General features: G+C 64.9%; 10 protein-coding genes and 1 pseudogene. 1 reads left to right on the plus strand and 10 read right to left on the minus strand.

Annotated elements, in window-relative coordinates:
- Window positions 1-35: 35 nt before the first annotated feature.
- The 10 genes and pseudogenes from M3461_12870 to M3461_12915 all read right to left on the minus strand — a co-directional run bounded on the left by M3461_12870 (window position 36) and on the right by M3461_12915 (window position 16,804).
- On the minus strand, window positions 36-1,169 hold the full coding sequence (locus M3461_12870; protein MDQ3775173.1) for an aminotransferase class V-fold PLP-dependent enzyme: 1,134 nt from the start codon (window positions 1,167-1,169) through the stop codon (window positions 36-38).
- 77 nt (window positions 1,170-1,246) lie between these two features.
- Window positions 1,247-1,606, minus strand: coding sequence for an EAL domain-containing protein (locus M3461_12875; protein MDQ3775174.1), 360 nt, complete (start codon window positions 1,604-1,606; stop codon window positions 1,247-1,249).
- The gene (locus M3461_12880) at window positions 1,536-2,942 is read right to left on the minus strand and encodes a diguanylate cyclase (GenBank protein MDQ3775175.1); all 1,407 of its coding nucleotides are present in this window, start codon (window positions 2,940-2,942) and stop codon (window positions 1,536-1,538) included. Before M3461_12880 ends, M3461_12875 begins: the two co-directional genes overlap by 71 nt.
- 47 nt (window positions 2,943-2,989) lie before the next feature.
- Window positions 2,990-3,427 carry a response regulator gene (locus M3461_12885; protein ID MDQ3775176.1) on the minus strand — a complete coding sequence of 146 codons (438 nt, stop codon included), beginning with the start codon at window positions 3,425-3,427 and terminating at the stop codon, window positions 2,990-2,992.
- A gap of 188 nt (window positions 3,428-3,615) precedes the next feature.
- Entirely contained in the window at window positions 3,616-4,809 is a 1,194-nt protein-coding gene (locus M3461_12890) for a response regulator (GenBank protein MDQ3775177.1), read from the minus strand.
- A 2-nt stretch (window positions 4,810-4,811) separates the two neighbouring features.
- Window positions 4,812-5,384, minus strand: a complete 573-nt coding sequence (locus M3461_12895) for a chemotaxis protein CheB (GenBank protein ID MDQ3775178.1) — start codon at window positions 5,382-5,384, stop codon at window positions 4,812-4,814.
- Window positions 5,384-6,202: a protein-glutamate O-methyltransferase CheR gene (locus M3461_12900; protein ID MDQ3775179.1), complete on the minus strand. Its 819-nt coding sequence runs from the start codon at window positions 6,200-6,202 to the stop codon at window positions 5,384-5,386. Before M3461_12900 ends, M3461_12895 begins: the two co-directional genes overlap by 1 nt.
- A 267-nt stretch (window positions 6,203-6,469) precedes the next feature.
- Entirely contained in the window at window positions 6,470-13,936 is a 7,467-nt protein-coding gene (locus M3461_12905; protein MDQ3775180.1) for a HAMP domain-containing protein, read from the minus strand.
- 184 nt (window positions 13,937-14,120) lie between these two features.
- A complete protein-coding gene (locus M3461_12910) occupies window positions 14,121-15,299 on the minus strand; it encodes a response regulator (GenBank protein MDQ3775181.1) in 1,179 nt (392 codons plus the stop codon).
- Between the two features lie 5 nt (window positions 15,300-15,304).
- Window positions 15,305-16,804: pseudogene (locus M3461_12915) on the minus strand (ATP-binding protein).
- 743 nt (window positions 16,805-17,547) lie between these two features.
- On the opposite strand from M3461_12915, the gene M3461_12920 reads away from it, so the two are divergent.
- The coding region (locus M3461_12920) for a cytochrome P450 (GenBank protein ID MDQ3775182.1) at window positions 17,548-17,813 on the plus strand (266 nt) is incomplete at its 3' end.

Here is a 17,813-nt window from a genome sequence, read left to right on the forward strand (position 1 = left end):
CGGTCAGGGTGGGTGGGGGAGGGGGTCGCCAGGGATCAACGCGGGCTACGCAGGAGCGCCAGCGCCCGCGTCAGCTTGTCACGCGGTGTGTAGAAATGCGGAGACCAGCGGATGGCGTCCCCACGAACCGCACAGACGACCCCGTGTTCGCGGAGCCTCCGGTACAGGGTGGCGACCTCTCCGTCTCGGGGGCGGAAGCTCACGATGCCGGACAAGCGCCGCTCCGCACCCGGGCTCAGCACCTTGGCGCCGAGATTTTCAAGTTGATCCAATAGATACCGCGTATTATTGATAACCGTTCTACTGATCCCGGCGATACCCAGCTCCTGGATCAGCGACAGGCTCGCCGAGAAGGCGTGGGCACCCAGGAGGTTCGGGCTGCCGCACTCGAAGCGTCTGGCGCTGCCGGCGACACGCCAGGTCTTGCTGTCGTAGTCACCGGGACGGGCCGTCATGTGCCAGCCGTACTCGCTGGGCCTCAGCCGGTCCCAGACGCGTTCGGCGACATAGAAGAGCGCGATGCCCTCGGGTCCGAGCAGCCACTTGTGGGCGTCGGCCGCCACGAAGTCCGCGTGACAAGTCGCGACATCCAGCGGCAAGGCGCCCAAGCCCTGGATGGCATCGACACAGAACAGGATCCCGCGCGCCCGGCAGAACACCCCGAGCGCGTCCAGATCGACGCGGAATCCGCTCGCGAACTGCACGGAGCTGATGGTGAGGAGCCGTGTGTGCCGATCGCAGGCGGCCACGAGCGCCGATTCCAGATCGCCGTCCGGGGGCAGCGCGACCTCACGCAAGGTCACGCCGCGCTCCGAGAGTGCCTGCCACGGGATGCGGTTGCTCGGGAACTCCTCTGCACAGGTGACGATGTTGTCGCCGCGGGACCAGCACAGGCCGCCGGCCACGAAGGACAGCCCCTCGGAGGTGTTCTTGAGGAGCGCGATCTCGTCCGTCGATGCGGCGTTGATCAAGGACCGAAGCTGGTCCCGCAGCCTGATCTCGGTCTCGATCCACCGCTCGTAGTGCAGCGGCCCGGAGACGATGTTCTCTTGCGCGAAGCGCTGAACGGCCAAGGCGGCGCGGCGCGGCCAGGGCGAGACCCCGGCGTGGTTGAGATAGATGAGGTCCTCGGGCTGGGGGAACTCGAAGGCCAGATCGGCGGGGGTCACGACCAGAATCAGGACGAGGCGGGGGGGGTCGGCATAGGCTAGTTCGTATAATGTATATTATGTTAAATATGGTGCCCTCACCGCGACAGCCGTCTGGCGAACACCTCGGCCGGGAGCGCCGCATCGAACAGGAAGCCCTGACACCTGAAGCAACCGTATCGGCACAGAAGCAGGCGCTGCGCCTCGGTCTCGACCCCCTCGGCGACGACGCCCAAGCGCAGGTTCTTGGCCATGGCGATGATCGCCTTGACCAACGCGGCGTCGCTGGGATCGACCGTGAGGCCCCGCACGAAGGACTGATCGATCTTGAGCGTGTCGATGGGAAAACGCCTGAGGTACCCCAAAGACGAATACCCGGTGCCGAAGTCATCGACGGCGAGCGCTACGCCGAGCTGCGAGAGTTCCGTCACCGCAACGAGCGTTCGCTCCTGGACCATTGCGCCCTCGGTGAGCTCCAGACCCAGGCAGCGCGGCGGCATGCCCGTGCGTAGCGAGCAGCTCCGACAGGGTGTGCACGAACCCCGGGTCGGTTAGTTGCCGCGGGGAGACGTTGACATCGATCCGAGGCACCGAAAGCCCCAGCGCCATCCAGTGCTTGATCTGGCGCAGCGCCTCCTCGATCACCCAGCGACCGATCGCATGGATCTGGCCCGTCTCTTCCGCGATCGGGATGAAGCTGGCGGGCGAGATCCAACCCCGTTCGGGGTGCTTCCAGCGTAGCAGCGCTTCGGCTCCGACGATCCGGGTGTCTCGCGTCTGGACCTGCGGTTGATAATGGAGCGTAAGCTCACCCTTGCGCAGCGCGCGGCGCAACTCGTTGTCCAGAAACAGGCGCTCGCGAGCGGCCGCGTCCATGGCCTCGGTGAAGAACTGGTAGGTATTCCCGCCCCGGTCCTTCGCCTGATACACGGCGGTGTCGGCGCGTTTGATCAGATCGGTGACGTTGGTTCCATCCCACGGATATAGGGTGACCCCGATGCTGGTCGAGACCTCGACCTCCTGGCCCTCGATCAGCGCGGGCCTGGCGAGGGCCGCGCGGACCTTCTCGATGACCACCGCCACCGCTTCCGCAGCGGCTTCCCTATCTCCGGGGAGGTCCGGGACCAGCACGACGAACTCGTCGCCTCCCCAGCGCGCCGCCGTGTCGGCTTCGCGCAGGCAGCGCGGGAGTCGTTCGGCGGCCTCGCGCAAGAGGGCATCGCCTGCCGGATGCCCCAGCGAATCGTTGACCGCCTTGAAGCGATCGAGGTCCATGAAGAGCACCGCCACACCCCCTACGGCGCGGCTCGCCCGCGCGATCGCGATCCTGAGGCGATCCTCCAAGAGCGCGCGGTTAGGGAGGCCGGTGATCGGGTCATAGAACGCGAGCTGATGCACCCGCTCCTCATGGCGCTTGCTCGCGGCACGCGAGGCGGCTTCCGCGAGCGCCCGCTCTACCGCCGGCACCAGCCGCGAGAGCCGCTGTTTGAGCACATAGTCCGTAGCGCCGGCCTTGAGCGACTCGATCGCCGCCTCCTCGCCCAGGGTGCCGGAGACGAAGATGAAGGGGACCTCGGGCCAGCGCTCCCGAACGCGCGCGAGGGCCGAGAGGCCATCGTAGGAAGGCAGGGCGTTGTCCGAGAGGATGATATGGTAGCCGCCGGCTTCCAGCGCCGCGGCAAACGCCTCCGCGGTCTCGACGCGGTCGAGCTGGCAGACGGTGCCCGCCTCCGCGAGCAGCGCCTCGACCAGCGCCGCATCCGCCTCGCTGTCCTCCAAATACAGCACGCGCACGGGGGTCAAGTGTTGTCCTTCCCTCCGGGTGTCGGCGTCGCCGATCCCTAAAGCGGCGGACGCTCGTTCAGCACCGCCCAGAAGTACCCGATCCTTCGGACGGCCTCCGAGAACTGCTCGAAGTCCACGGGTTTGACCACAAAGGCATTGGCCCCGGCCGTGTAGCTCTCGACGAGATCGTGCTCTTCGCGTGAGGAGGTGAGCATCACGATGGGGATGGTCTTGAGGGCCGGGTCGGCCTTGATGGTCTTCAGGACCGTGAGTCCGTCCACCTTCGGCATCTTCAGGTCCAGCAACACGACCGCCGGCGAGCCGCCGGCACGGTCTTCGAAGCACCCGCGCCGGTACAGGTAATCGAGCGCCTCGGCGCCGTCGTGGAGCACCACGATCTCGTTGGCGACCCGATGCCCGGCGAGCGCCTCGAGGGTGAGCTCGACATCGTTCGGGTTGTCCTCGACGAGCAATATGGTCTTGCGCCCGTTCATGCCCTCCGCTCTCAGACCGGCCACGGCGATCGGGGCCCGACCCCGGGTGTTCCTTAAACCCTTGTGCTAAACAGCATAGCACCCCAGCTTGCAGAGCGCTTGTGAAATAGTTCCTTCGAGTCTATGCCGCTGGCGGAAGCTCGCGGGAAGATCGGTCGGCTGCTCGGCGGGCGGCGACTCGTCCGGCGCTAGCCCCGAGGCTCGGCGGCGAGGACGCCGCCATGCGGCAGGGCGACGTAAAAGCACGCGCCTCGATCGACCTCCCCTTCCGCCCACACCCGCCCGCCATAGCGATGCACGATGCGCCGGACGGTGGCGAGCCCGATCCCCGTGCCCTCGAACTCGGCGCTGGTGTGCAGGCGCTGGAAGACGTCGAAGAGCCGGTCCACGTAGCGCATGTCGAAGCCTACGCCGTTGTCCCGGATGAACAACACGATCTCGGCACCCTCGCGCCTCGCGCCCATCTCGATGCGGGCCTGGGGCCTCGGGCGGGTGTATTTGAGGGCGTTGCCGATGAGGTTCTGGAGCACCAACCGCAAGAGCTGCGGGTCCACCTGCACCTCGGGGAGATCGCCGATCGCCCAGGCGATGTCGCGGCCCGCGGTCTCGGGCTCGAGGGTTTGCAGCACGTCCTCCACGAGGTCTCGCAGACCCACCCGCGTACGCCTGAGCTCCGTGCGCCCGAGCCGCGAAAACGTGAGGAGGTCGTCGATGAGCTCGCCCATCTGCCGCGCGGCCCCGGAGATCTTCGTAAGATACTGCCGACCCTTCTCATCGAGGCTGGCCTCCAGGTAACTTGCGAGCAGGCTCGCGAACCCGTCGATATGGCGCAGCGGCGCGCGCAGGTCGTGGGAAACCGAATGAGAGAAGGCCTCGAGCTCCTGGTTGGCGGCCTTCAGGTCGCAATTCTTCTGCTCGAGCTCGGCGAGCAGATGTCGCGCTTCGCGCTCACGTTGGACGAGTTGCTCGGTCTGCTTGCGGACCAACTCGGTCTTCTTGGCGAGCTCCACGAAGGTCAGCACCTTGGAACGGAGGATCTCGGGGTCGATGGGCTTGAACAGATAGTCCACCGCGCCGACGGCGTAACCGCGGAACACCTGCGCTTCGGTCTTGTGCCCGGCGGTGAGGAAAATGATCGGCGTGTACCGTGTCCTTTCGCGCTGGCGGATCAGGCCGGCGGTCTCGAACCCATCCATCCCCGGCATCTGGACATCGAGCAGGATCACGGCGAATTCGTGTGAGAGAAGGCGTCGCAGAGCTTCGCGGCCCGATCGCGCCATGACCAGGTTCTGCCCGAGTGGCTCCAACATGGCTTCGAGTGCCAACAGGCCCTCCGCCTGATCGTCCACCAAGAGGACGTTGACCTTGCCCTCGAACTCCACAGCTAGCTTCCCTTGGCCCGGCAAAGCTCGATGAGCAGAGGAGCGATCTCGGACAAGGGCAAGACCTTGTGCACGCTCGTTGCCGCGATGGCCGCGGCCGGCATCGCCCCGCTCTCCGCGGTGGCGGGATCCTGGACCAGGACCACACCGCCTCGGGCCTCGATGAGGGCCGCACCTCGGGCACCGTCACCCGTGCTCCCCGTCAGGATGACGCCGATGACGCTAGCGCCAAAGGCGTAGGAAGCAGACTCGAACAGGACGTCGATGGAAGGTCGAGAGTGGTTGACTGGCCCCTCGGTCGACAACGCCAGTCCGTGGCTGTCGACCAGCAGGTGATAGTCCGGCGGCGCAATGTATACCTGGCCGGGAGCAAGCCCGATCTTGTCTGTCGCCTCACAGACCGGGAGTGCGGAACACGTCTGGAGAAGCCTGCTGAATACGGCCTCGGACGATACGTGACGGTGCTGGACGACGACAACTGGGGCCGGAAAGTCTTTCGGTAGACCGCCGAGCAGCATTTGCAATGCGCGCAAGCCACCCAGGGATGCTCCCACGACCACGACCTTGGCCCCCACTACCGCATCCGCTGATAGAGCCGCTCCGCCCCATCCAGCTCCTCGTAACGGGGCTCGTAGCGCATGAACCTGAGCGACTCGCCGCGACCGAGCCCCAAAACGCCGAAACGGACCAGGCTCTGGCGTAGCACCTCATGCACCCGCTCCTGGAGCGCCGGGTTGAAGTAGATCATCACGTTTCGGCACAGCACGACGTTGAACTCGTTGAACGAGGCGTCGGTCACCAGATTGTGTTGCGCGAATACGATGTTCTGCTGGAGCCAGGGCCGGAGCAGCGCGCTGTCGTCGCTGGCCGTGTAGTACTCGGAGAACGCGCCCTGGCCGCGCGCCTCTTGGTAGTTCGCGGTGTATTGCTTCATCGCGGCGAGCGGATAGACACCCGCTCGCGCATGACGCAGCACTGCCTCGCAGAGGTCGGTAGCGTAGATCCGGCAGCGCCCGTAGATTCCCTCCTCGTGGAGGAGGATGGCCACCGAGTATATCTCCTCGCCCGTCGAACAGCCCGCGTGCCAGAGGCGCACGAAGGGGTAGGTCTTGAGCAAGGGCACTACCTTCTCCCGAAACGCCACGTAGAAGCCCGGGTCCCGAAACATCGCCGTGACGTGGACGGTGAGCCCCAGGAGCAGCCGCTCCATGCAGGTCGGATCATGCAGCGCCCGCTCCTGAAGTCCGGAGATGGTCTTCAGACCCTCGGCTTCGACTTGGGCGAGGATGCGCCGGCGCAACGATGCCCGCGCGTAGTTGCGGAAATCGAAACCATAATGCTCGTAGATCGCCTCGAGCAAGAGCGGGATCTCGATGTCGTCCAACGAGCTCATCGCAATGTGCTTCGCTACCTGTTAGCGCGTCGAATTACTAGCCAAAGATACTTGAAATTATATACTCTTTTCGATCCCTAGAAAGTAAGCGTATCTAAGCATGAACTGAGTGGAGCCGCATGCATGGTATCGGCAGAACCATTCAGGAGCACGTCATTCCGTACATGGAATGTACGGGATCCAGCGCCATGAAAGGCATCCGTGCACCTGGATCCCGGCCACTCCCTGGCCGGAATCACGGTCGCGTTAAGAGTCGATACACCCCGCTTATCGAGACAGCCACACCCGGAGCAGCGACAGGAGCTGGTCAACGTCGACGGGCTTGGCGATGTAGTCCGAAGCACCAGCCTCGATGCACTTCTCGCGATCGCCCTTCATCGCCCTGGCGGTCAGCGCGATGATGGGTAGCTTCTTAAACCTGCCGATCTTGCGGATCTGGCGCATCGTCTCGTACCCATCCATCTCGGGCATCATCACGTCCATCAGGACAACATCGACCTCGGCGGTTTTCTTGAGGAGCGCGATGCCGTCTTTGCCATTCTCGGCGTGGAGGGTCTGTACGCCATAGCGCTCGAGCACGCTGGTGAGCGCGAAGATGTTGCGCACGTCGTCGTCGACGATGACAACCTTGCGGCCTATGAGGATGGGTTCGCTGCGCCGCAGCTCGCTCAGGAGCCGCCGCTTGGGCTCCGGCAGATCCGCCTCGACCCGGTGAAGGAACAGCGCCGTCTCATCAAGCAGCCGCTCCGGCGACCGGGCGGTCTTGAGCACGATGGCCTGCGCGAATCGCTTGAGCTCCGTTTCCTCTTTGCGGGTCAGTTCCTTGCCGGTGTAGATGACGATCGGCAGGTCGGTGAGCCCGAGCTTGTCCTTGATTTCCTCCATGAGCGCGAACCCGTTCATGTCGGGCAAGCGCAGGTCGAGCACCATGCAGTCGAAGCCCTGATCTTCGAGCGCTGTGAGCGCCGCTGCCCCGGTGCCGACGGCCACCGTCTCGACGTCCTGGTGGCCGATCAGCTCCACGATGCTTCTCCGTTGGGTGTCATCGTCCTCGACGATCAGGAGCTTGCGGACCGGGCGCTCGATGAACCCCTGGATGCGGCTAAAGGCCTCCTGGAGCGCCTCCTTGCTCGTCGGCTTCTGGAGATGGGCGAGAGCTCCCAGTCGAAGGCTCTTGGCCGCATCCTCCTCCACCGAGATGATCTGCACGGGGATGTGTCGCGTCTTGGGATCGTGCTTGAGCTGGTCGAGCACCGTCCAGCCATCGCGCTCCGGCAGATGGAGATCCAGCGTCACGGCGCTGACCGGGTACTGGTGGGCGAAGACGAGTGCGCGCTCCGCGCTTCCAGTGACGAGGCCCCTGAACCCCCGCTGTCGGGCCAGGTCGAGTAGGACCTGGGCGAAGGGGGCATCGTCCTCCACGATCAGAAGGACGCGGTCGCCCGGTTGGATCGTCTTGCGGTCATCTTCGATCTCGGTGTCCTCGGGCTCGGGGATCTTGGGTAGAGTTTCCGCGACGGTGGGCGGCAGCGCCACCCTGGTTTCGGCCGTGGGAGTCGGCACCGCGGGACTAGCGGCCTTCTGGCGCCTCGGCGGCACGTAGTTGAGCGGCAGATACAGCGTGAAGGTGCTGCCTCTGCCCTCAGTACTGTCGAGCCGGATTTCCCCGCCGAGCAAGTGCGCCAGCTCGCGGCTGATGGAAAGCCCGAGCCCGGTCCCGCCATACTGGCGGGAGGTACCGCTGTCCGCCTGCTGGAACGCCTCGAAGATGCTCTGCTGCTTCTCCCTGGAGATGCCGATCCCCGTGTCCTCTACCGCAAACGCCATGACGGTCTGTGCCTGGGTCAAGCACTCGTGGTCGGGACTCCAACCCTCCGTCGCCGCCCCAATGCGGAGCAGCACGCCTCCCTGCTCGGTGAACTTGAAGGCGTTCGAGAGCAGGTTCTTGAGGATCTGCTGGAGGCGGCGATCGTCGGTACGCATCGCCCGCGGTAGGCCGTCGAGGTCGAGCTCGATGCGATACTCGAGGCCCTTCGCCTCGGCCACGGGACGGAAGCTACTCTCCGCGAAGTCCCGGATCGCCTCAAAGCCGACGATACCGACCTCGATCACGACGGCGCCCGCCTCGATCTTCGACAGATCCAGGATGTCATTGATGAGCGAGAGCAGGTCGCTCCCCGAGCTGTGTATGCTCTGGGCGTACTCGGTCTGCTTGGCGGTGAAATTCTGCTCGGCATTCTCGGAAAGCATCTTCGAGAGGATGAGCATGGAGTTCAGCGGCGTGCGCAACTCGTGCGACATGTTCGCGAGGAACTCCGACTTGTACTTGGAGGTGAGCGCGAGCTGCTCGGCCTTCTCCCGGAGCAAGCGCCCGGCCTCCTGGACCTCGCGGTTCTTCTGCTCGACCTCCGCATTCTGCTCGGTGAGGAGTTGCGCCCGCTCCTCGAGCTCCTCGTTGGCCGTCCGCAGCTCTTGCTGCTGCGATTTGAGGCGCTCCTCGGACTCCTGAAGCGTCTTGGCCTGGGCCTCGAGCCGCTGGTTGGTCTCCTGCAACTCCTGCTGCTGGCTCTGGAGCTCTTGGGTGAGCGCCTGCGACTGCTTGAGGAGCTCCTCGGTACGTGCGCTCGCCTGCACCGAGTTCAGGACCACCCCCACGCCCTCCGCGAGCTGATCCAGGAACTGGAGGTTGACCTCCGAAAACCGCGTGAAGGCGCCCAGCTCGATGATCGCCTTGACCTCACCTTCGAAGAGCGCCGGCAGGACGATCAGATCGAGCGGCGTCGCCTCGCCAAGGCCCGAGCTGATCTGGACGTAGTCCGAAGGAACGTTCGTGAGGAGAATGCGCTCCTTCTCGAGCGCGCACTGCCCGACCAGCCCCTCGCCCGGCCGGAAGCGATTCGCCAGGCCCTTCCGCTCCTTGTATCCGTAGCCCCCCAGGAGCTTGAGCGAGTACTCGCCGTCCTTCGAGGCGGGATCCTGCTCCGCCAGGTAGAAAGCCCCGTAGTGGGCCTGTACCAGCGGCGTCACCTGGGAGAGGAGGCTCTTGGACACGGTCAAGAGGTCGCGCTGCCCCTGGAGCAGGCGCGTGAACCTGGCCACGTTGGTCTTGAGCCAGTCCTGCTCTCGGTTCTCGCGCGTCGTCTCCCCGAGGTTCTTGATCATCTGGTTGACGTTGTCCTTGAGCGAAGCCACTTCGCCGGCCGCCGCGACAGTGACGGATCGCGTAAGATCGCCCTGCGCCACCGCGGTCGCGACCTCGCCGATCGCCCGTACCTGCGCGGTGAGGTTGCCGGCGAGCTGATTGACGTTATCTGTGAGGTCGCGCCAGATGCCGGCTGCGCCCGGGACCTGGGCCTGGCCGCCGAGTTTGCCGTCGATGCCGACCTCGCGCGCCACCGTCGTTACCTGATCGGCGAAGGTCGCCAAGGTGTCGATCATCGCGTTGATCGTCTCGGACAGCTCCGCGATCTCGCCGCGCGCCTCCAAGACGAGCTTGCGCTTGAGGTCCCCGTTGGCGACGGCCGTGACGACCTTGGCGATGCTGCGGACCTGGTTGGTGAGATTGATCGCCATCACGTTGACGCTGTCGGTCAGATCCTTCCATGTGCCCGCCACACCCTTGACCTGGGCCTGGCCGCCGAGCTTACCCTCGGTGCCGACCTCACGCGCCACGCGCGTCACCTCGCCGGCAAACGCGTTCAATTGATCCACCATCGTGTTGATGGTGTTCTTGAGCTCTAGGATCTCGCCCCGGACGTCGACCGTGATCTTCTTGGACAGGTCGCCTCCCGCGACGGCCGTCGTGACCTCGGCGATATTGCGCACCTGAAGCGTCAGGTTCGACCCCATCAGGTTGACGTTGTCGGTGAGGTCCTTCCACGTTCCGGCCACGCCCTGGACGAAGGCCTGACCGCCGAGCTTGCCCTCGGTGCCGACCTCGCGCGCCACGCGCGTCACCTCGCCGGCGAACGCGTTCAGCTGATCCACCATACGGTTGATGGTGTTTTTGAGCTCCAGGATCTCGCCGCGGACCTCGACGGCGATCTTGCGCGTGAGGTCGCCGTTGGCGACGGCCGTGGTCACCGCCGCGATGTCGCGCACCTGCGCCGTCAGGTTCGAACCCATGGAGTTGACGCCGTCGGTCAGCTCCTTCCAGACTCCCCCCACCCCCTTGACCTGCGCCTGCCCTCCGAGCTTGCCGTCGGTGCCGACCTCGCGCGCCACGCGCGTCACCTCACCCGAGAAGGCGTTCAGCTGATCAACCATGGTGTTGATGGTGCGCTTGAGATCGAGGATCTCGCCGCGGACGTCGACCGTGATCTTCTTGGTGAGGTCGCCATTCGCCACGGCCGTAGTGACCTCGGCGATGTTACGCACCTGCCCCGTGAGGTTCGAGGCCATGCGATTGACGGTGTCGGTGAGGTCCTTCCACGTCCCCGCCACCCCCTTGACCTGCGCCTGCCCGCCGAGCTTGCCCTCGGTGCCGACCTCCCGCGCCACACGCGTCACCTCCTCGGCGAAGGCGTTGAGCTGGTCGACCATCGTGTTGATCGTGTTCTTCAGCTCCAGGATCTCGCCGCGGACATCGGCCGTGATCTCCCGGGTCAGGTCACCGCCCGCGACCGCCTTCGTCACCTCGGCGATGTTCCGGACCTGTCCGGTCAGATTCGCGGCCATGAGGTTGACGCTGTCGGTGAGGTCCTTCCAGGTGCCGGCGACGCCGCGCACCACCGCCTGGCCGCCGAGCTTGCCCTCGGTGCCGACCTCCCGGGCGACCCGCGTCACCTCCGACGCGAAGGTCGAGAGCTGATCGACCATCGTGTTGATGGTGTTCTTGAGCGCCAGGATCTCGCCGCGCACGTCGACCGTGATCTTGCGGGTCAAGTCCCCTCGCGCGACGGCCGTCGTCACATCCGCAATGTTGCGCACCTGGGCGGTCAGATTCGAGGCCATCGCGTTGACGCTGTCGGTCAGGTCCTGCCAGGTGCCGGCGACACCACGCACGACCGCCTGACCTCCGAGCTGCCCCTCGGTGCCGACCTCGCGCGCCACGCGCGTGACCTCCGCGGCGAACGACGAGAGCTGGTCGACCATCGTGTTAATGGTGTTCTTGAGCTCCAGGATCTCGCCGCGCACGTCGACCGTGATCTTGCGGGTCAAGTCCCCTCGCGCGACGGCCGTCGTCACATCCGCAATGTTGCGCACCTGCCCCGTCAGGTTCGAGGCCATCAGGTTCACGCTGTCGGTCAGGTCCTTCCAGGTGCCGGCGACGCCCCGCACCGTCGCCTGGCCGCCGAGCTTGCCTTCGGTGCCGACCTCGCGCGCCACACGCGTGACTTCGGAGGCGAAGGTCGAGAGCTGATCGACCATCGTGTTGATCGTGTCCTTGAGCTCCAGGATCTCGCCGCGGACGTCGACGGTGATCTTCCGGGAGAGATCGCCGTTGGCCACGGCCGTGGTGACCTCGGCGATGTTGCGCACCTGCCCCGTCAGGTTCGAGGCCATCAGGTTCACGTTGTCGGTCAGGGCCTTCCACACTCCTGCGACTCCCTCGACCACGGCCTGACCGGCGAGCTGCCCTTCCGTTCCGACCTCGCGCGCCACACGCGTGACTTCCGACGCGAACGATGAGAGCTGATCGACCATCGTGTTGATGGTCTTCTTGAGCTCGAGGATCTCGCCGTAGACGTCGACGGTGATCTTCCGAGACAGATCGCCGTTGGCGACCGCGGTCGTGACCTCGGCGATGTTGCGCACCTGCCCCGTCAGGTTCGACGCCATCAGATTGACGTTGTCGGTGAGGTCCTTCCAGACCCCCCCCACGCCCTTGACCTGCGCCTGGCCGCCGAGCTTGCCCTCGGTGCCGACCTCGCGCGCCACACGCGTCACCTCTCCTGCCAAGCCGTTGAGCGCGTCGACCATCCAGTTGATGGTGTTCTTCAGCTCCAGGATCTCGCCGCGCACATCGACCGTGATCTTCTTGGTGAGGCTGCCGTCGGCGACCGCGGTCGTGACCTCGGCGATGTTGCGCACCTGTGCGGTCAGGTTCGAGGCCATCTGATTGACGCTGTCGGTGAGATCCTTCCAGACGCCGCCGACGCCCTTGACCACGGCCTGCCCGCCCAGTTGCCCCTCGTCGCCGACCTCGCGCGCCACACGTGTGACTTCGCCCGCGAAGGCGTTGAGCTGGTCGACCATGGTGTTGATGGTGTTCTTGAGCTCGAGGATCTCGCCCTTGACGTCGACGGTGATCTTCTTGGCCAGATCGCCGTTGGCAACCGCGGTCGTGACCTCGGCGATGTTGCGCACCTGCGCCGTGAGGTTCGACGCCATCAGATTGACGTTGTCGGTGAGGTCCTTCCAGACACCGCCGACGCCCTTGACCTGTGCCTGGCCACCGAGCTTTCCCTCCGTTCCGACCTCGCGGGCCACACGCGTGACCTCACCCGCGAAGGCGTTGAGCTGATCGACCATCGTGTTGATGGTGTTCTTGAGCTCGAGGATCTCACCCTTGACGTCGACGGTGATCTTCTTGGCCAGATCGCCGTTGGCGACTGCGGTCGTGACCTCGGCGATGTTGCGCACCTGCGCGGTCAGGTTCAAGCCCATGAAATTCACGCTATCGGTCAGGTCCTTCCACACGCCTGCGACGTCGGGCACCCGCGCCTGGCCGCCGAGCTTGCCTTCGGTGCCAACCTCGCGCGCCATGCGCGTGACCTCGGACGCGAAGGCCCGGAGCTGATCGACCATCGTGTTGATGGTGTTCTTGAGCTCGAGGATCTCGCCCTTGACGTCGACGGTCGCCTTACGGGTGAGGTCGCCACGGGCGATGGCGGTGGTGACCTCGGCGAGGTTGCGGACCTGTCCCGTGAGGTTCGAAGCCATCGCGTTAACGCTATCGGTGAGGTCCTTCCAGGTTCCGGCCACGCCCAGGACGACCGCCTGACCGCCGAGCTTGCCCTCGGTACCCACCTCGCGCGCGACCCGTGTGACCTCGAGTGAAAACGTCCGCAACTGATCGACCATCGTGTTGACGGTGTCCTTGAGCTGCAGCATCTCGCCGCGGACGTCGACCGTGATCTTCTTGGACAGATCGCCGGTCGCGACCGCCGTCGTCACCTCGGCGATGTTGCGGACCTGGGCCGTCAGGTTCGAGGCCATCAGGTTGACGCTGTCGGTGAGGTCCTTCCAGGTTCCGGCCACGCCCGGGACCGCCGCCTGACCGCCGAGCTTGCCCTCGGTACCGACCTCACGCGCGACCCTTGTCACCTCCGAGGCGAAAGAACCCAGCCGCTCGACCATACCGTTCACCACCTTGGCCGTGGAGAGGAACTCGCCCTTCAGAGCACGACCTTCGATCTCGAGGGTCATCCTTTGGGACAGGTCGCCCTTGGCGACCGCGCCCAATACCCGCAAGGTCTCGGAGAGTAACAGTGCCAGAGCGGCCTGGGTCCCGTTGTTCGAATCGATGGATCGCTGCCAGCCGCCCGCGCCGGCGGGCAGCCTGGCCCGCTCCGTGACGTTGCCTTCCCGAACGGCTGCCCCGATCCGGATCCATTCGGCGTTGAGCTGCTGCTCGATCTCGATGACCTCGTTCAGCGTATCGGCGATCTTGCCGGCGATGCCCGTGTGTTCGAGCGGCATGCGCACCGTGAAGTCGCCCTTCTTGAATGCGTTGAGGACCTTGAGCAACTGCTTCTGGTCCAAGGTGTCGGTCGTCAGCTCGGTCGGCATGGCCTTCCTCCTGTGGAGCGCGCGTGCCTGCGCTCCGGTTCACTTGTGTCTACTCGCAACGCCGCGCTTCGCTGGACTATGGCCAGCCCTCGCGACGTGCCCGCGCGGCGGCACGGGTATCCCTTGCGTTTAATCGCAAGCAGATGCTGCCGGACGCTTGGGCTCTTCATGCCCACTTCCTCCCTCAGCTCCTTGAGCGTCGCGGCGACTCGTCCGGCGCTAGCCCCGAGGCTCGGCGGCGAGGGCTGCCGCCATGCGGCAGGGCGACGTAAAAGCACGCGCCTCGATCGACCTCCCCTTCCGCCCACACCCGCCCGCCATGGCGATGCACGATGCGCCGGACGGTGGCGAGCCCGATCCCCGTGCCCTCGAAATCGGCGCTCGTGTGTAGGCGCTGGAAGACGCCGAAGAGCCGCTCTACGTAGCGCATGTCGAAGCCGACGCCGTTGTCGCGGATCGAAAAGATGGTATCATCGCCGTCCCGGGTTGCGCTGATTTCGATTCGGGCCCGCGGCTTCGGACGGGTGTACTTGAGGGCATTGGCGACGAGGTTCTGGAACACGAGCCGCAAGAGCCGCGGGTCTCCTTGCGCCTCGGGCAGCTCGTTCATGATCCACTCTATGGCACGGCCCGCGGTCTCGGGCTCCAGGAGCCGCAGCACCTCTTGCACCAGGCCGGAAAGGTCCACGCGCGTCCGCCGGAGCTCCGCGCGCCCGATCCGCGAGAAGGTCAGAAGGTCGTCGATCAGCTCGCCCATCTGCCGGGCCGAGTCGGAGACCTTGGCGAGGTAGCGCCGGCCCGTGGCATCGAGGCTCGAATCGAGGTGCTTGGCGAGCAGGCCCGTGAAGCCGTCGATATGGCGCAGCGGCGCCTGGAGGTCGTGCGAGACCGAGTAGGAGAAGGCCTCGAGCTCCTGGTTGGCCGCGGCGAGCTCGGCGATATGTTCGCGGACGCGCCGTTCCAGCTCTGCGTTTTCCAGGCGCAGCCGCCGCACGGTCAGCGCGCGCGCGAGCACGGGCACAATGACGCTCAATTTGAAGGGCTTCAGGATGTAATCAAGCGCGCCACCCTTCATGGCCTCGACGGCCGTGTCAATGCTGCCATGGCCGGTCATGATGATGCCGATGAGGTTGGCATCCATGTCCAGCGCCGCTCGAAGCAGGGTGATGCCGTCCATTTCGGGCATCATCAAATCGGTAAGCACGAGGTCGAATTCTTGGCCGCGCAACACCGCCAGGGCTTCCTTGGCTGAGGTAAAACCCGCGGTGACATAGCCCTGTTCCTCCAGGGTGTCGCACAGGGCCGTCATCTGGGCCGCTTCGTCGTCCACGATTAGCAATCTCGGTCGGGCAGTGGCGTTCATGGGGATCATGCCGGGGGGCTGTCCGCCGTCAGCTCGGCCAGCGCCATGCGCAGGTGGAGCAGTCTGGGGGGCTTGTTGAGCACGCGATCCACGTGCGCTGGGATCTCGTCCTCGGTGATGAGTCGCTGGCCCCAACCGGTGAGCAGGATAACCAGTGTGGACGGTGAGGCCGATTTGACGGCGGCGGCGACCTTGCGCCCGTCCACAAACGGCATCCCCAAGTCGGTAATCACCACCGCGAAGGGTTCGCGGCGCTCTTGCGCGGCGACAAATGCATCAATGCCCGCCTGCCCGCCGTCGGTAGTGGTGACGTGATGGCCGTCGCTTGCCAGCGTGTCCCGCAGCGATTTGATCAGGAGCGGGTCATCGTCTACGACGAGGATGCGCAGGGGCTGGGCGGGCCGCAGCGAGGCCGAGGGACGGACCATTGACACCGCGGCCGGAGCAGCCGGCGGGAACACGAGGCGCGTCGTAGTGCCCTTGGCGGGTTCGCTTTCAATTTCAATCTCCGCGTTGTGGCGCTGCACCATACCATAGACCATCGCCAGTCCGAGGCCCGTGCCACGTTCGCCCTTGGTCGTGAAAAATGGCTCCAGGCAGCGGCGCTTCGTCTCCTCGTCCATGCCTATCCCCGTGTCACACACTTCCAGACGAACGAGCGTCACGGACTCCTGCTCGTCCGCCGCTCGTGGCGGGGGAACAGCGCGCGTGCGCAAGGTGAGCGTGCCGCCTTCGGGCATCGCATCCACGGCGTTAAAAATGAGGTTGGTGAGGGCATCACGGATTTCGCTCGCGGCGCCCATGATGACGGGCAGGTCCGACGCCAGCTCGGTTTGCATGCGGATGACGATCCCTCGCTCTTGGGGCAGATCGCGCCAGCGGGCGCGCGTCAGATCAATCACTTGCTCTGCCAGGTGGTTGAGGGAAACGGGCTCCAGAAGCAGTTGTGGCTCGTGCTCGCGGTAAAATTCCCTCATGCGCGCAACGGTCTCCGCCACGCCGTCGATGGCACGCTGGATGGTGGCGAGGTAATCGCGCGCGCGGGCGCTCAAATTAGGCTCCTGCTCCAGCAGTGATTCGGTGTAGAGGACCACCGGCGAGATGGCGTTGTTGATGTCATGAGCGATGCCGCTGGCCATCTGCCCGAGCGCGCGCAGCCGCTCCTGTTGCATGACGGTGTGCTGAGTCTGGCGGAGATCGTCGTAAGCCTGTTGCAACGCGTCGTAGAGGGAGACTTGATGCGCGGCCAGCGCGACGTGCTCGCTCAATTGCTGGAGGAACTCGCATTCGGCGCTGGCGAAGCTGTCCGGTGCTTTGCGAGCGACGACGAGCACGCCGAATACCTTGTCTTCGACCAAGAGCGGCGCCGCCACGAAGGCACCCAGTCCGCCGCTCGCCAGCCGTTGCGCAAACGGAAAGGGCACCGCACTGATATCCGGCTCATACACGAGGTGGCCGCGCATGCAACGGGTCAGGCCGTTCTGGTCAACGGGGATGCGCGCCTGACACCGTGGATGCACGGGCTTCAAAGACGCCGTACGCGCAGTAAACGATGCCCTAGACTATACGATGCAAGCCTTTGGGAGAATAGATACATCCATCCTGAGCTCGTATTATCCAAATAACAACGCCCTTCATTACTGTGTAGCACGTGCATACCGTTGCGGCGATGTCCTCGATTTGAGCCCCTCTGTCAAGGTGATTACCACTGATCTCACCAATACCGCACATTGGGCCAAGGGCGGCACATGCCATTGGGGGGATGGCGATGGCTTTCTCGATACGGCCTTCGCGTGCTCAACTCTATTGATGCTCGGGTACGAGGGTCCCGAAATCGATGCCGGAATGACCTACTTGCTGTCCGGCCAGGATCCGGTCACAGGTGCTTGGCCGGCCGAAGTGTTCTCCGTTGCTCACTTCCCATATGGTGACAGACTCACCTGGCAATCCAGCGCGCTCACGACAGCGATGGCCGTAGAGGCCATTTGTCGGTGGAAGGACAGAGGGCTACAGACTAATAAATTGCCTAATTGCGAGACTTGAACGGACGGGTCGCCGTGATCACCGAAGCAGGTGGACGGTCGAGGAGCTGGGAGAAGGAGGCGCCGCGTCTGGCCGACGTTGCCTTCGATCTGGGCAACCCGAAGGGGGGCTGATATGGCATGCGACACCCCGATCAAGCTCTCTGACCATCACCTCGGTGGGCCGGCGCTTCGCTGAGCCACCCTGCCTCCCGGAGGAACTGCTCATGGCTGCACCGACCATGGATCACCTGGAGCTGACGGATCTCTCGGATCCGATCATGTTCACGAACCCGTTCCCGCGCTACGCAGAGCTACGCCGCAACGCCCCCGTGTCCCGCGTCAGGTCAAAACAGCTCGTGCGGCAGGGCGGCTACCTCCTCGCTCGCTACGACGACGTGATGATGCTCCACACCGACAAGCGGTTCTCGAACGACTTCATGATCAACGGCCGTCCCGGTTTGATGAAGCTCATGCCCCGGATGTTCCGCCT

This window comes from Pseudomonadota bacterium (genome assembly GCA_030860485.1).
Lineage (GTDB): Bacteria > Pseudomonadota > Gammaproteobacteria > JACCXJ01 > JACCXJ01 > JACCXJ01.

Bases quoted from the DNA above. Each gene is read 5' to 3' on its own strand.
- M3461_12875 (MDQ3775174.1), bottom strand. From the start codon at position 1,606: ATGGTCCAGGAGCGAACGCTCGTTGCGGTGACGGAACTCTCGCAGCTC.
- M3461_12885 (MDQ3775176.1), bottom strand. From the start codon at position 3,427: ATGAACGGGCGCAAGACCATATTGCTCGTCGAGGACAACCCGAACGAT.
- M3461_12900 (MDQ3775179.1), bottom strand. From the start codon at position 6,202: ATGAGCTCGTTGGACGACATCGAGATCCCGCTCTTGCTCGAGGCGATC.
- M3461_12905 (MDQ3775180.1), bottom strand. From the start codon at position 13,936: ATGCCGACCGAGCTGACGACCGACACCTTGGACCAGAAGCAGTTGCTC.
- M3461_12910 (MDQ3775181.1), bottom strand. From the start codon at position 15,299: ATGAACGCCACTGCCCGACCGAGATTGCTAATCGTGGACGACGAAGCG.